Here is a 14,443-nt window from a genome sequence, read left to right on the forward strand (position 1 = left end):
CCCGACCGCCCGCCGGCCCCTGCTCCACCAGCCCGACCGCCTGATCCGGAGGCCCCCATGGCGCGATCCCCCTACGGCAACTACGGCCACGCGATCCTGACCGCCGGAGCGATGCGCACCCCGGACCGCGAGGCGCTCACCTACTGCGGCGAGCGCCGCTTCACCTACGACCGGCTCAACCGGCTCGTCAACCGCCGCGCCCACGCCCTGCTCGCCGCCGGGATCACCCCCGGCCAGCGGGTCGGCGCGCTGCTCAACGAGACCCTGCACGTCGCCGAGGTCTACCTCGCCCAGGCCAAGACGGGCGTCGTCACCGCCGCGCTGAACCCGTACTGGCCGGTCGGCACCCTGCGCGCGGTCGTCGAGCAGTCGGGCTGCACGGCGTTCGTGTACGACGCGACGGTGGAGGCGGCCGTGGCCGAGATCCGGCCCGCGCTCCCGGGGGTGACCACGTGGATGAAGGTGGGCGGGCCCGGCGACGGCGCGGTGGACCTCGACGCGCTGGCCGCCGAGGCGCCCGAGGACGAGCCGCCGATCGCGGGCGGCCACGACGACCCGCTCGCCCTCTACTACACCTCCGGCACGACCGGGCTGCCGAAGGCGGTCGTCCACACGCACGCCTCGTCGCTGGCCACGGCCCAGATCTGGCTGGACGTGCCGCGCGGGCCCGAGTCGGTGTTCGGCACCGGCGCGATCATCTGGGGCATCGGGTTCCCGGCCATCGTGGGCCCGGCCCTGTACGCGGGCATGCGGCTGGTGCTGGAGCAGGACTGGGGTCCGCAGAACTTCCTGCGCGTCGTGCCGCGCGAACGGGTCACCCACGTGTCGCAGATCCCCTCGTTCTACGCGGCGCTGCTCGGCTCGGCCGGGCACGAGGGCGTGGACCTGTCGTCCGTCGAGGTCATCATGCTGGGCGGCGAGCCGCTGACCGCCACCATGCTGGAGCGCATCAAGCGGCGCCTGCCCGGCGCCGCCGTCTACTCCTACTACGGCCAGACCGAGGCCCCGTACACCTGCATGGGCCGCGTCGACGACGGCTCGACCCCGCTCGGCTCGTCGGGACGGGCCCGCACCGGCAACGCGGTCCGCGTGACCGGCCCCACCGGTGCGCGGGTGGTCGGCGAGACCGGCGAGATCAACCTCGCCGGCCCGCACGTGATGGCCGGGTACGACGGCCTGCCGGACCGGACGGCCGAGGTGCTGCGCGGCGGCTGGTACGTCGGCGGCGACCTCGGCACGGTGTCCGAGGACGGGGTGCTGCGGGTGCTCGGGCGGCGCGAGGACGCGATACTCAAGGGCGGCGTGTGGAGCCAGCCGGTCGCCGTCGAGGAGGCGGCCGCGGCGCTGGACGGCGTCGCCGAGGCGGGCGCGGTGGGCGTCCCGGCGCACGTCGAGGGCCAGGAGGCCGTGGAGCAGGAGATCCTGCTGGCCGTGGTGCCCCGCGCCGGTCACACCCTCGACTCCTCCAAGCTGGCGCTGGCCCTGGCCGACACGCTGCCGGCGCACCAGCGGCCCGACCACATCGTGGTGGCCGACGAGCTGCCGCACTTCCAGGACGCCTCGGGCGGGCCGGGCAAGCTGCTGCGGCGGGAGCTGCACCGGCTGCTGGAGCGCTGAGGGATGGCGGCCGGCGACGACGCGGGCGGGCCCGCGGGCGAGACGACGCGCGAGCACGACTCCGGGGTCGTCTTCGAGCACGAGGCCAAGGCGCTGCTACGGGAGGCCGGGGTGCCGGTGCCGCGCGGCGTCGTGGTCACCGGGCCCGCGCCGGACTTCGGGGCGATCGGCGGGCTGGCCGAGCCGCTGGTGCTCAAGGCGTTCGGGCCCGGACTGCTCCACAAGTCCGACTCCGGCGCGGTGCGGCTCGGGCTGCGGCGCGCCGAGGTGGCGGACGCGGCCGGGCGCATGCGCGCGGCGCTGGCCGAGCACGGGATCACGCCGAGCGGGTTCCTCGTGGAGGAGCAGGCCGAGGCCGGGGTGGAGCTGATCGCGGGGCTGGTGCGCGATCCCGGGTTCGGGCCGGTGCTGCTGGCGGGGCTGGGCGGGGTGTGGGCGGAGGCGCTGCGCGACACCGCCCTCGCCCTGTGCCCGGTCTCGGAGGACGACGCCCGCCGCATGCTCGGCTCGCTGCGCGGGTCGGTGCTGCTCCACGGGTACCGGGGCCGGGCCGGGGTGGACGTCGGCGCGGTGGTCAAGCTGCTCATGACGCTGGGCGGGCCCGGCGGGCTGTGGGAACGGCTGGAGCTGGGCGAGTTCGAGGCCAACCCGGTGATCGCCACGCCGTCGGGCGTGGTCGCCGTGGACGCCCGCCACGTCCCGTCCGCGTCCCCCCCGGAACGCGCGACCGGCGGCGGCGACGGTGACTTCCGGAAGCTGTTCGAGCCGCGCTCCGTGGCCGTGGTCGGCGCCTCCACCACCCGTCCGAACTTCGGCAACATGTTCCTCGGCTTCTACCGGGCCGCCGGGATGCCCGTGGTGGCCGTTCACCCCGAGGCCGCCGAGGTCGCCGGTGTCCCGGCCGTGCGGTCGCTCGCCGAGGCGGGCGCCGACTACGCGCTGGTCGCGGTCCCCGCCGAACGCTGCGCCGACGTCGTACGGCAGGCGACCGGCGTGGCGTACACGCAGGTCATGAGCGGAGGGTTCGGCGAGGCGGGACGCCCCCAGCTGGAGGCCGAGCTGGTGGAGGCGGCGCGCGCGGCCGGCACGCGGCTGCTCGGCCCCAACTGCATGGGCGTGTACTGCCCGCGGGGACGCCAGACGTTCACCGGCGGCGGGCTCGGCCCGCCCGGGACGGTGGCGCTGATCTCGCAGAGCGGCGGCCTCGCCGGCGAGGTGATCAAGGTCGGCGAGCGGCGCGGCCTGGCCTTCAGCCGGGTCGCCACCGTGGGCAACGCCGCCGACGTCACGCCCGCCGAGCTGCTGCGCTGGCTGTCGCACGACCCCGAGACGAGGGCCGTGGGCCTGTACCTGGAGGACCCGCGCCAAGGGCGGGCCCTGTACGAGGCGCTGGCGGCGACCACGCTGCCCGTCGCGCTGCTGGTCGGTGGGCGCAGCGCGCAGGGCCGCCGGGCGGCGGCCTCCCACACCGGCGGGCTGGTCGGCGACGGGCGGATCTGGCGGGCGCTGGCCGAGCAGACCGGCGCCGCGCTGGTCGGCAGCCAGGACGACCTGATCGGCGTGCTGTCGTTCTTCCAGGCGCACGGGGCGCGGCCCGCGTCCGGTGACGGGGTGCTGGTGATCGGGCCGAGCGGCGGGGCGAGCGTCCTCGCGGCCGACGCCTTCGACCAGGCCGGGGTACGGCTGGAGCCGCTGCCCGAGGGCGCCCTGCCGGACCTGCGCGGGCTCGGTCTCGGGGCGGGCAGCACGCTGGCCAACCCGCTGGAGGTGCCCGTCGGCCCGCGCAGCCGCCCCGATCTGGTGCGCGACGCCGTCGCCGCGATCCTGCGGCGACAGCCGTACCGGGACGTCGTGGCGCACGTCAACGTGCAGAGCTTCTTCACCTACGGCACGGCGGCCGAGCCGCTGCTGGAGTACGCCCGGGCCCTCGGCGGGGCGCAGGAGGAGCTGGCCGGGACCAGGTTCACGCTGGTCACGCGTAACGGCGAGTGCGCGCCGGCGGGGGTGGAGGACGAGGTGCGGCGGATCGCCGCGCGGGCGGGCGTCCCGGTGTACCGGTCGATGGAGGCGGCGGCGGTGGCGGTCGCGGCCGGCCGGACACTGGACCGCCTCACCCCGGACGGGCACCCCTCGAACGGGCGCCTCTCGAACGGGCCTGCCGGAGACGGACGCCCCTCGGACCGTCCTGTCGCAGAAGGGCGCGGGCGCGCTGGTGACGGACGCTCCGTTGACGGACCCGCCGTTGACGGACGCGCCGTAGAGCGACGCGCCGTTGACGGGCGCGCCACTGAGGGACCCGCCGTAGACGGGCGCGCCGGTGACGGGCCGGAGCTCGGGCGGGGATTCGGGCGGGCGGGATCGTGAAGGCCGGCGCGGGAGCGGCCGGCGTGGGCGTGGGAGCGGCGGGAGGTCGCGGTGGGACTGCTTGACGGCAAGGTGGCGCTGGTCACGGGCGGCGCGCGGGGCATGGGCGAGGCGCACGTGCGGCTGTTCCGCGAGGAGGGCGCCGAGGTGGTCTTCGGCGACGTGCTGGACGAGGAGGGCAAGGCGCTCGCGGAGGAGACGGGCGCGACCTTCGTGCACCACGACGTGACCGACCGGGCGGAGTGGGCGCGGGCCGTGGAGACCGCCGTGTCGCTGCACGGCCGCCTGAACGTCCTGGTCAACAACGCCGGGATCCTGAAATTTCGGCGTATCGCCGATATGGAGCCGGAGGAGTTCGACCGCGTGATCGAGGTGAACCTCAAGGGCACGTGGCTCGGCGTCAAGTCGGTCATCGAGCCCATGAAGGCGGCCGGGCGCGGCTCGATCGTCAACATCTCCTCGATCGAGGGCTTCGTCGGCGCCGAGGGGCTGTCGGCGTACGCGGCCTCGAAGTTCGCGGTGCGCGGGGTGACCAAGTCGGCGGCGCGGGAGCTGGCCCCCTTCAAGATCCGCGTCAACTCGGTGCACCCCGGCGCCATCAACACGTCCATGGCCATGAACCCGGACATGATGGGCGAGGTCGACGCCGAGGCGTTCGTGCGCGCCATGGTGATCAAACGGTTCGCCAAGCCGGTGGAGGTCTCGCACGTGGTGGCGTTCCTGGCCTCGGACCGGTCGAGCTACTGCACGGGCAGCGAGTTCACGGTGGACGGCGGCCTCACCACCGGCGCCGGTTACTGAGAACGCGGGGCGGCCGGCTTCCTCGCTCAGGTGACCTTGAGGCCGACCCACTCGGCCGGGGTGATGAACAGGCCGGTCGCCTCCACCAGCACGGTGCCGTCCGGCAGGGCGATGCGTCCGTCGGCCCACGACTTGCGGCCCTCCGACCGGGTGTGCTCGGCCGTGGCGACGAGCGGCCGGCCGTACGGGACGGTCGCCCGGTAGCGGACGGTGAGCGTGCCGGTGAGCCCGGCCACCCCGGCGGCGGCGACCGCCTGGCCGAGCAGGTGGTCGAGGACCATCGCGCTGATCCCGCCGTGGACGGCGGAGGGCGGCCCCTCGTGCAGGGGCCGGAAGGCGATGTCGGCCCGGACGCCGCGCTCGGGGTCGCGCTCGACCACGAGGGGCAGCGCGTGCGGGTTGGCGGCGCCCGTGACGGCGTTGCCGAGATGCCGCACGGTGCCGTCCGCGCCGATCTCCAGCGGCTGCGGCGTCTCCCGCGCGGCCGCGCGCAGGCGCGCGGTCAGGGCGGCCAGTTCGGCGGCGACGGCGGCGATCTCGCTCCCGCCCACCTCGGTGAGGGCGACGGCGTCCATGAAGTCCCTGGTCTCCTGGGCGAGGGCGCAGAGGGCTTCGAGGCGGGCGTCCTGGGCGGCGACGTCGATCGTCATGGCCGCATCTTAGAACATGTTCTAGCAAATCAGGATCTTCGGCGCTAGACCTAGATCTTTTGCCTATAAACGGCACGTTCTTTGGACAAATCTGGCAAGCTCTTGACCTGCACCTTCACCTCCGCCATCAGCGCGACACGCGCTTGACGGGTGCTTTACCTGGCTATTCGTCACGGTAGCCTCGATCGTCACGAAAACTACAGGCCTCCGGATCTGTCACACGTGTCCCGGGTACCCCGTGTACCCCAGGTTGCGCGGATGAATCCGGTCTTGCCCGGAAGGTTTCTCTGCACTACATGACGCCAGAGATGCGGAAGTTCATCGACCTGCTCGAGAGCCAGCTCGGCTACTCGGAGCGGGGCGGTGCGTACACCAAGTTCGGCGACTGGTACGGCAAGAACGTCGAGTTCGACGCCGACTACACCTCCGCGCCGTGGTGCGACATGATGCTCTCGTGGGCCGCGCACAAGCTCGGCTACGAGGAGTGGATGGGCCAGTTCGCCTGGACCGTCAGTCACGCCAAGTGGTTCCGCAAGCACGACGCCTGGGGACGCAAGCCCGAGCCCGGAGCCTTCGTCTTCTTCGACTGGAGCGGCTCCCACGACCTCGACCGGATCGACCACGTGGGCATCGTGACCCGGGTCGAGGGCCACACGATCCACACGATCGAGGGCAACATCGACGGCGGCGTCCTCAAGCGCAAGGAACGCGACACGAGCAAGGTGGTCGGCTACGGCTACCCGTGGCGGATCAAGGAGCGTCTCGACCGCGAGGCCCGCCAGAACCAGGTGGATCCCGTCCTGCCTCCGGCGAACACCGACACCGGGCTCCTCCAGCAGACCGACAGCACGCTCGGGGCGCTGATCCCGTACTCCGAGGTCACCATCGTCCAGCCGCCGCTGGCCGCCCGCGCCCAGCCGAGCGCGAAGCCCACCAACGGCGCCCAGCAGGCCGCCGACCCCACGCCTCAGCGCCAGCCGGCCCAGCCGCAGGCCCAGCCCCAGACCCAGCCTCAGGCGCTGCCGCAGGCCACCAGCTCGGCCGCCACGAACGCCGACAAGGCCGCCAAGAAGGGCAAGCACGCCAAGCCCGCCACGGCCGACACCAAGGCAGTCACCAGAGAGCCGCTGACGCCGCTCGTGGACGCCTCCGCCTCGCACCCGTCCCCGGTGCTGGATTCGCCGACGCTGGTGGGCTCCGCGCTGGTGGCCGCCCTCGCGCTGCTCGCGGTGGCCAAGACCCGGCACATGCGCGCCCGGCCCGCTCCGGCCGCCGCCGCGCCGGCCGCGCCCGGCCGCCGCCGCCACCGCCGTCCCCGCCGCCCGGCCGCCGCCCCGGCCGCCGGGAGCGCCCCGGTCATGGCCACGATGGTGCGCCGTACGACGGCGGACGCCACGCTGACGACCCGGACCACCGCCGCGGCCCGCGCCACGGCCGGAGCGGCGCCGGCGGCCGGCGCCACGGCCACGGCCGGCGCGACACTGGTCGCGATCACCACGGCCCGCGGCGCGGCGGCTCTCGCGGGCGGCGCCTCCTCTGCCGCCGGGGCGGGGCGTTCCGCTCACCGGGCCGCCGACGCCCTGCTGGAGACGGTGGAGCCGGTCAGCGCGTCGCGCGCGGCGGCACTCGGCGGTTCCCCCTCCGCGTCGCGCTCCGCTTCCGGGTACGGCGCCGGGGCCGCGTCCTCCGCGGACTTCTTCCCGGTCGACCCGGCCGCCACGGGCCCCATGCCCCTGCACCCCGACATCCTCGCCTCCCTCTCGGAGGACGCGTCCGCGGCTCCGCTGGAGCCCACGGCCATCCACCAGGGAACGCCGCTGGAGGCGCTCGGCGCCCGCCGCATCGTCCCGGCCGAGACCTCGCCGGACCCGGCGGCCCACCCCAGGTTCGTGCCGCTGGAGACGGCCGCGGCGCAGTGGGGGCCGCCTCTGGAGACGATCGCCGCGCGTCTGTCGCTGCCGCCCGGCACGTTCGCGATCCCGGAGGCGACGAGCCGGTTCGACGCGTTCGGCGCCCGCCCGGTCGCCATGCCGGTCGCCATGCCGGACGTCGCCGACCTGCTCCGTGACGCTCAGACCCTCGTGCGCGACGCCCAGGGCCTGCCGCGCGAGCAGGACCCGTGGGACGCCTTCGGCCGTACGTCCCGTCCCGTGGGCCTCGGCGAGCCCGTGGGCCCCGGCGAGCCCTCCCCCGCCCCGTACGCCCTCCTGGACGGCCCTCGCGGCGCCTCTCACGGACGAGCGGCGGCCGCGGACGGCCTCCACGGCGGCCACGGCGGCCACGCCCGCACCGAGGACGGCCTCCGGGACCGCTCGGCGCGCTCCAGCGGCGGCTACCGGGGGCGGAGGCGGCGCAGCGGGCACCCCGTCGAGGAGCCGGCCGCGTTCTCGCCCGACGCCGCCCCTCGCGGCCGCCGTCACCGCGGGGCGGCGCAGCACCGCGCCGAGCAGCCGCACCACATGGACGCCCGCCGGATCGACCCCTACTGGGCCCACCCGCAGCCCGTGTCCCGCCACGGCGACTCCCACACGCCGCCCCACCACGCGGACTGGTACCGGAGCGACTCCCACACTCCGCCCCACCACCCGGACTCGCACCGGAGCGACTCCCACACGCCCGCCGCCCCTCACGCGGACGCGCACCCCGGCGACTCCCGTCGCTCCACCACCCACGGGTCCGACGCCCATCGCGGCGACGCCCACCGGGCGGGTGGCCGGTGGGACGTGCGCCAGCTGGAGCCCCGCTGGTCCGACCAGTTCGCCCAGGATGGACCGCTCCGGGGCCGCCGCCACCGCTTGCCCGCCACGCCGCCGCTCTCGGCGCCGCCCCTCCGTGAGGCGTCGACGGAGAGCCGGGTCTTCGCGGGCGCCGCGAGCGCGACGACGGGTCAGCCCACGCCCTCGACCCCCGTCCTGGGAGTCTCGGACCGTTCCCCGGCCGCCGCGGTCACCGACTCCCCCGCCCGGGACGGCCGCCGCCGGAGGGGCCGCCACCGCGCCTGACGCCCACGGCGTCGACGAGGAAGCCACGGGGACCCCGGCTCCTCGCGACGCCAACGCGTCCCCGCCGATTCGGCGTGGAGACCGGCCGCCCCGCCACGCCGGCGACGGCACGGTGATCGCGCAGGGCCTCATCACCGGGGGCACCGACTGCTCCGCCCTGTACACCAAGCTCTCGGGCGTGCGGGCCTGGAACTCGGGCGTCTCGGTCCTGACGGACTAGAACGCGGTCAGTCGCGCGATGCCCTGTCCTACGCGCGCGTGACGCCGTACCGGGCCGCGAAGGACTCCAGAGCCGACACCGCGTCCCTGCTCCGCTTCCACGGACGGACGATGAGCCGGTTCACCCCGAGCGCCGCCCAGGACGGCACCTCGTCCGGCGACCCCAGCTCGTACGCGTGGACCGTCACCGACCTCGTCCCCCCGAGCGCCGCGAGGCGGTCGAGCTGGGGCCGGATCGACTCCAGCGTGTGCGGCATGCTGATCCAGCCGTCGCACAGCCGCGCGGCCCGGCGCAGCGCGGCGGGCGACTCGCCGCCGCACAGGATCGGCAGCCGGTGCTGGACGGGCTTCGGCTCGAACGCCACCTCCGGGAACGAGTAGAACCTCCCGGAGTGCGCCACCACGGGCTCGTCCCAGAGCCGCCGGGTCACCTCGATGACCTCGTCCAGCCGGGCGCCCCGGTCCGCGAACGGCACCCCGGCCGCGTCCCATTCGCCCCGGTACCACCCGGCGCCCACCCCGCAGATCGCCCGGCCGGACGACACCACGTCGAGCGTGGCGAAGGCGCGCGCCGACACGAACGGGTGCCGCAACGCGAGCAGGTGCACGGCGGTGCCCAGCCGGACGCGGGTGGTGTGCGCGGCCAGCCAGCACAGGTACGCCGGGGCGTCGAACAGGGGCGTGGACGGCTTGATGCCCGGGTCCGAGGTGCCCGGGTAGACCGCCGACGACAGGTCGGTGGTGAACACCAGATGCTCGGGCAGCCACACCGACTCGAACCCGAGCCGGTCGGCCGCCACCGCGACGTCCTTCCACGCGGCCGGGTGGATGAGGCCCAGGGGCACGCCGTACTTCACGGGTACCGCCGCAGGTCGCCGCCGGCGAGGGCCTCGCGGATCCTGGCCCGGTGCTCGGCCGCGCCGCCGTACGCGGCCGACAGCGACCACGCGCGGGCCAGCCAGAACCTCAGGTCGAGTTCCTCGGTGTAGCCGATCGCGCCGTGCGTCTGGAGCGCGGCGCGGGCGGCGAGGTCGGCGGCCTCGCCGGCCGCCGCCTTGGCGGCGCTCACGTCCCGACCCACATCAGGCACGGCCCTCACCTCCAGACCCGCATCGGGTACGGCCGCCTCCACGGCCAGTGCGGCCCGGTGGACCAGCGGCGCGGCGAAGGCGACGGCGACCGCCACGTCGGCCAGCCGGTGCTTGACCGCCTGGAACGACCCGATCGGCGCGCCGAACTGCCTCCTGCTCCGCGCGTAGGCCACGGAGACCTCCAGCAGCCTCCGCGCCACCCCGATGAGCTGGGCGGCGGTCGCCACGGTGGCCGCGCGCAGCGCCGGGGCGAGCGGCCGGTCCAGCGGCGTGGACTCCGTGTACGTCACCTCGGACAGACGCCGGCACGGGTCCGGTCCCGGCAGGGGCCGCAGCCGCGCCGCCTCGCGTCCCACCACCACCGCACCGCCGTCACGTCCCCTCGTGCTCGGCGCGGCGACCACGATGAGGTCGGCCAGGTCCGCGTCCGGCGCGCCGGCGCCGCCCGGCGGCACCACGCTCACCCGCACGGCCCCGGAGGCCAGCTTGGGCACCCCCGGCAGCAGGTACGGCGCGACGACGGCCGTCTCCACGACCGGCCCCGGCAGGCAGGCCCGGCCGGTCTCCTCCAGGGCGGGCAGGGCGTCCACCAGGCAGAGTCCCAGCCCGTCGGCCTCGGGGGGCACGAGCAGCCCGAAGAAGCCCACGGCGGCGAGCCGGTCCCACGCGGGCAGCCGCTCGCTGCGCAACGCCGAGGCCGGGCAGTGCTCGGTCAGGACGTCTCGTACGGTCTCGGCCAGCGCGAGCTGGTCCGGGGTGAAGGCGAAGTCCATCGAGGGGGCCTCCCGGCTCGGCACGGACAGGACTCGGTACGCACACGAGGGGTGGGCGTCACCGGGGCAGCCCCAGGACGCGCTCGGCGATGATCGTGCGCTGGATCTCGTTGGTGCCCGCGTAGATCGGCCCCGCCAGGGCGAACAGGAACCCGTCGAGCCACGGCGTCGTCCCCGCCCGCTCGCCCAGCAGTTCCATGGCCAGGCCGTGCATCCGCAGGTCCAGCTCCGACCAGAAGACCTTGCCCATGCTGGACGCGGGCCCGATCTCCTCCCCGGCCGTGATGCGGCGGGCGGTGTGGAAGGTGTGCAGCCGGTACGCCTCGGCGTCGATCCAGCACCGGGCGGCCCGGTCGGCGAGCGCCGGGTCGGCGTCGCGGGCCAGGGCGACGAGCCGGTCGGCGGTGGCCAGGAAGCGGCCGGGGCTGCGCAGGGTGAGGCCGCGTTCGGAGGAGGTGGCGGCCATGGCGATGCGCCACCCGTCGCCGGGTTCGCCGATCACCATCGTGTCGGGCACGTACACGCCGTCGAAGAACAGCTCCGCGAACCCGGGCAGCCCGTCGAGCTGGGCGACGGGCCGCACGGCGACGTCCTCCAGCGGGAACATGACGTAGGTCAGCCCCTTGTGGCGCGCCCCGGAGGTGCGGAACAGGCCGAACCCGTGCGAGGCGTACGCGGCCCGGGAGCTCCACGTCTTCTGCCCGTACAGCCGCCAGCCGCCGTCGGCCCGCTCGGCGCGGGAGGTGAGCGCGGCCAGGTCGCTGCCCGCCTCGGGCTCGGACCACGCCTGCGCCCAGACCTGGTCGGCGCGGGCCATGCCGGGCAGCCAGGCGCGCCGCTGCTCCTCGGTGCCGAACGCCATCAGGGTCGGGGCGAGCAGGAAGATCCCGTTCTGGCTGACCCTGCCGGGAGCGCCGGCGGCCCAGTACTCCTCCTCGAAGATCAGCCATTCGACCAGCGACGCGCCGCGCCCGCCGTACTCCTCGGGCCAGGAGACGGCGGACAGGCGGGCGGAGGCCAGCAGCGCCTCCCAGGCGCGGTGCGCCTCGAAGCCCTCGGGGGTGTCCATCGACGGCGGCCGCTCGGGTACGTGCCGGGCCAGCCAGTCGCGGACCTCGGCGCGGAAGTCCCGTTCGGCCCTGGTGAAGTCGAGATCCACGAGACCAACCTAGCGCACGCTTGGTTAGCTGACCAGGCGCCGCGGCTCGCGGCCGGGGAGGGACGCCGCTCACACTCCGGCGCGCTGCTCCGCGACGCCGGCCTCACGGATGCGGAAGACGGGATGGCGCGGCGCGATGCGGTGGAACTCCGGCAAGGGGTCCGTCGGCCGCAGTCCCAGGTGGGGCCGGGCGGCAGGCGCGACGGCCAGGTAGCGGCGCAGGATCTCCGCGCGCCGCCCGGGCGGGACCTCCTCCAGCACGATCCGGGTCTCGCGCCCCTGACGGCGCAGCACCGCCTCACCCCCTGCGGCCCGGACGTTGCGCACCCAGTTCGCGTCCGGCCCGAGCATCGACACGAGGAACTCGCCGCCGCGGTGGGCCGCGACCGCGACCGGGACCGCCGTGACGGTGCCGCTGCGGCGCCCCGCCACCTTCAGCACCGCGCACTGGCGCGGTGACAGCCGCCGGGCCCCGTACAACATGACGTCGAGCCGGTTCACGAGCCGCATGAACGCGTTCGGCCGCCCGCGCCGGTACATCGCGCGCTTGAGCGCCGCGAACCCGCGTACGACGGCGCGCGCCCCTGCGGTCATTCCGTCCTCCTCCACAGCACGACCGCGGCGAGACCGGCGACGCAGGGAAGGACCTGCAGCCAGCCCGGCAGGGGCGCGAGGCCGACATCGCCCGAGGTGTCCCGGACGGTCAGGCCGGCGACGGCGACGCAGACCGCGATCGCGAGCAGCCCGGCCGCCAGCGGGCGGGCCCAGCGCTTGCCGGCCCGGGCCGCCCACGCCGTGCCGAGCCAGCCGAGCAGTCCCAGCACCCCGATCGTGGACAGGATCGCCAGGTACGCGGTGACGGCGGAGTCGATCGCGCCGGACCCGTAGGCCGGATAGCCCGCCTTGATGTGGTCGGCCAGGACGCTCCGGTCGATCAGCGGGTAGACGGCGGCGACCACGGTGAGTCCCGCCCCGACGTACATCATCGCCACCGGTGTCCGGTTGCGCGGTCGCTGCCTCAGCTCGGTCATGGCGCGAAGCCCCTCATTCAGAAAGTCACTATCTTCTGAAAGTGACTCTAAGCTTCGAGCTTCGAGACAGTCAATGTCTTCTGACAGTGACATGCTGAGTCCTGGTACGGTGACCGCATGAGCGGGCTTCGCGAGCGCCGGCGGGACAAGGCCATGCGCGCCATCCAGGAATGCGCCCTCGACCTGTTCGACGAGAGAGGGTTCGCCGCGGTCACGATCGAGGAGATCGCGGCCGCGGCCGAGGTGTCGCCGTCGTCGGTGTACCGCTACTTCGGCACCAAGGAAGGCATCGTGGTGGCCGACGAGTTCGACCGGATGAACCCGGCGGACCTCCTGGACCCCGGCGATCCCGTCGGCAGCCTGTTGCGCGCCGTGCGCGCCTACGAGGCCGCGCCGGAGGCCGCCACCGGCTCCGCGGACGCGTCCACAGGCCCTCAGGCCGCGAGGAGCCCGTGGCGCAGGGTGCGCTATTTCTTCGCCGAGCCGTCCGTCCGCGTGGCCGTCCTCGCCAATCTCGACCGGGCGAGCCGGCGGATCGCGCCGCTGCTCGCGGCGGCCGGCGAACTGACCGGGACACAGGCCCGCGTGGTCACGAACGCCCTCGTCTTCGGCTACTTCGCCGCGCTGGAGCAGTGGTACCTCGACGGCGGCAGCCGCCCCATCGCCGGCTACGTCGAGGAGGGCCTGCGTCCCCTGCGCGGCGTCCTGCGGGCCTCCGGCCACGGCGGTCCCGCGTGACGGTCCCTCATCGGGGCCGGAAGGCGCGCCGCAGCGCGGCCAGCCGGGTCGCGGAGACGGCCCGGCCCAGCTCGGTGTCCGGCAGCAGCACGTCGAACCCGTGGAAGCCGCCCGGATACAGGTGGAACTCCGTCGAGACCCCCGCCTCGGCGAGCCGCCGGGCGTAGTCGAGCGCCTCGTCCCGGAAGATCTCCAGCTCCGTCACGTCCACGAACGCCGGAGGCAGCCCGGCCAGGTCCGCGGCCCGGGCCGGCGCCGCGTACGGGGAGACGTCCGCGCCGCCCGCCCGGTCGCCGAGCAGGGCCCGCCAGCCGAAGGCGTTGGCCGCGCCGTCCCACAGCGGGGCGTCGGCGAGGCGGCGGCTGGACGGGGTGACGCCGCGGTCGTCGAGCATCGGGCCGGCCAGGAGCTGGAACGCCACGGCCGGGCCGCCCCGGTCGCGGGCCAGCAGGGCCGTGGCCGCGGCCAGGCCGCCGCCCGCGCTCATCCCGGCGACGGCCAGCCGGGACGGGTCGGCGCCGAGCCCGGCGGCGTTCGCGGCGGTCCACACGAGCCCGGCGTAGCAGTCCTCGACGGGCGCGGGGTGCGGGTGCTCGGGCGCGAGCCGGTAGTCGACGGAGACGGCGACGCAGCCGAGCCGCTCCACGTACCCGGCGAGCAGGCCGTCGTCCATCTCCGGCCGGCCGAAGACCATGCCGCCGCCGTGGATCCAGTACAGACATGGCCTACCGGCCGCGGCCGAGGGCGGGGCCGCCGGGAGGAGGACGCGCAGGCGCACGTCGCCCTCGGGGCCGGGCACACGCCGGTCCTCGACCACCACCCCCGGCCCCGGCGGCGGCACGAGCGCCAGCAGGGCGTCCAGTTCGGCCCGCCGGGCCGCGACGACCTCGGGCGTGAGCGTCGCCGCCTCCAGCGTGTGCAGCGGCGCCCGCTCCAGGGCCTCGCGCAGCTCCGGGTCGAGGTTGGGGTGCAGCGTCATGCCCCATGTCTTTCCTCGG

Annotated in this window: 12 protein-coding genes; 5 read left to right on the forward strand and 7 right to left on the reverse strand. The window is 75.3% G+C overall.

Annotated features, from left to right (window positions below; genetic code table 11):
• Positions 1-57 precede the first annotated feature (57 nt).
• Genes HT134_RS10675 through HT134_RS10685 form a run of 3 tightly spaced genes read left to right on the forward strand, consistent with a single transcriptional unit; the run spans position 58 to position 4,782 of the window.
• Positions 58-1,617 carry a class I adenylate-forming enzyme family protein gene (locus HT134_RS10675; RefSeq protein WP_175599953.1) on the forward strand — a complete coding sequence of 520 codons (1,560 nt, stop codon included), beginning with the start codon at positions 58-60 and terminating at the stop codon, positions 1,615-1,617.
• A 3-nt stretch (positions 1,618-1,620) separates the two neighbouring features.
• On the forward strand, positions 1,621-3,981 hold the full coding sequence (locus HT134_RS10680; protein WP_175599954.1) for an acetate--CoA ligase family protein: 2,361 nt from the start codon (positions 1,621-1,623) through the stop codon (positions 3,979-3,981).
• Positions 3,982-4,032: 51 nt separating this feature from the next.
• Positions 4,033-4,782 (forward strand): glucose 1-dehydrogenase, encoded by a 750-nt coding sequence (locus tag HT134_RS10685; protein WP_175599955.1) that lies wholly within the window; start codon positions 4,033-4,035, stop codon positions 4,780-4,782.
• A gap of 26 nt (positions 4,783-4,808) precedes the next feature.
• Here the strand turns inward: HT134_RS10685 and HT134_RS10690 are convergent, their stop codons facing one another.
• Positions 4,809-5,432 carry a PaaI family thioesterase gene (locus tag HT134_RS10690; protein ID WP_175599956.1) on the reverse strand — a complete coding sequence of 208 codons (624 nt, stop codon included), beginning with the start codon at positions 5,430-5,432 and terminating at the stop codon, positions 4,809-4,811.
• A gap of 308 nt (positions 5,433-5,740) precedes the next feature.
• Between HT134_RS10690 and HT134_RS10695 the strand changes: the two genes are divergently transcribed.
• On the forward strand, positions 5,741-8,434 hold the full coding sequence (locus tag HT134_RS10695; RefSeq protein WP_175599957.1) for a CHAP domain-containing protein: 2,694 nt from the start codon (positions 5,741-5,743) through the stop codon (positions 8,432-8,434).
• Positions 8,435-8,682: 248 nt separating this feature from the next.
• Here HT134_RS10695 and HT134_RS10700 read toward each other — a convergent pair whose 3' ends face one another.
• The 5 genes from HT134_RS10700 to HT134_RS10720 all read right to left on the reverse strand — a co-directional run bounded on the left by HT134_RS10700 (position 8,683) and on the right by HT134_RS10720 (position 12,707).
• Positions 8,683-9,510, reverse strand: a complete 828-nt coding sequence (locus HT134_RS10700; RefSeq protein ID WP_175599958.1) for a TIGR03619 family F420-dependent LLM class oxidoreductase — start codon at positions 9,508-9,510, stop codon at positions 8,683-8,685.
• The gene (locus HT134_RS10705; protein WP_217707270.1) at positions 9,507-10,541 is read right to left on the reverse strand and encodes an acyl-CoA dehydrogenase family protein; all 1,035 of its coding nucleotides are present in this window, start codon (positions 10,539-10,541) and stop codon (positions 9,507-9,509) included. The genes HT134_RS10700 and HT134_RS10705 overlap by 4 nt, the downstream gene beginning before the upstream one ends.
• A 34-nt stretch (positions 10,542-10,575) precedes the next feature.
• Positions 10,576-11,676 carry an acyl-CoA dehydrogenase family protein gene (locus tag HT134_RS10710; RefSeq protein ID WP_175599959.1) on the reverse strand — a complete coding sequence of 367 codons (1,101 nt, stop codon included), beginning with the start codon at positions 11,674-11,676 and terminating at the stop codon, positions 10,576-10,578.
• A gap of 69 nt (positions 11,677-11,745) precedes the next feature.
• Positions 11,746-12,270 carry a nitroreductase/quinone reductase family protein gene (locus tag HT134_RS10715; RefSeq protein ID WP_217707271.1) on the reverse strand — a complete coding sequence of 175 codons (525 nt, stop codon included), beginning with the start codon at positions 12,268-12,270 and terminating at the stop codon, positions 11,746-11,748.
• Entirely contained in the window at positions 12,267-12,707 is a 441-nt protein-coding gene (locus HT134_RS10720) for a hypothetical protein (protein WP_217707272.1), read from the reverse strand. Before HT134_RS10720 ends, HT134_RS10715 begins: the two co-directional genes overlap by 4 nt.
• A 117-nt stretch (positions 12,708-12,824) precedes the next feature.
• Between HT134_RS10720 and HT134_RS10725 the strand changes: the two genes are divergently transcribed.
• Positions 12,825-13,445 carry a TetR/AcrR family transcriptional regulator gene (locus tag HT134_RS10725; protein WP_175599960.1) on the forward strand — a complete coding sequence of 207 codons (621 nt, stop codon included), beginning with the start codon at positions 12,825-12,827 and terminating at the stop codon, positions 13,443-13,445.
• Between the two features lie 7 nt (positions 13,446-13,452).
• Here the strand turns inward: HT134_RS10725 and HT134_RS10730 are convergent, their stop codons facing one another.
• Positions 13,453-14,424 (reverse strand): alpha/beta hydrolase, encoded by a 972-nt coding sequence (locus HT134_RS10730; protein ID WP_175599961.1) that lies wholly within the window; start codon positions 14,422-14,424, stop codon positions 13,453-13,455.
• Positions 14,425-14,443 lie beyond the last annotated feature (19 nt).

Origin of the sequence: Nonomuraea rhodomycinica (assembly GCF_013363995.1) — a bacterium.
Lineage (GTDB): Bacteria > Actinomycetota > Actinomycetes > Streptosporangiales > Streptosporangiaceae > Nonomuraea > Nonomuraea rhodomycinica.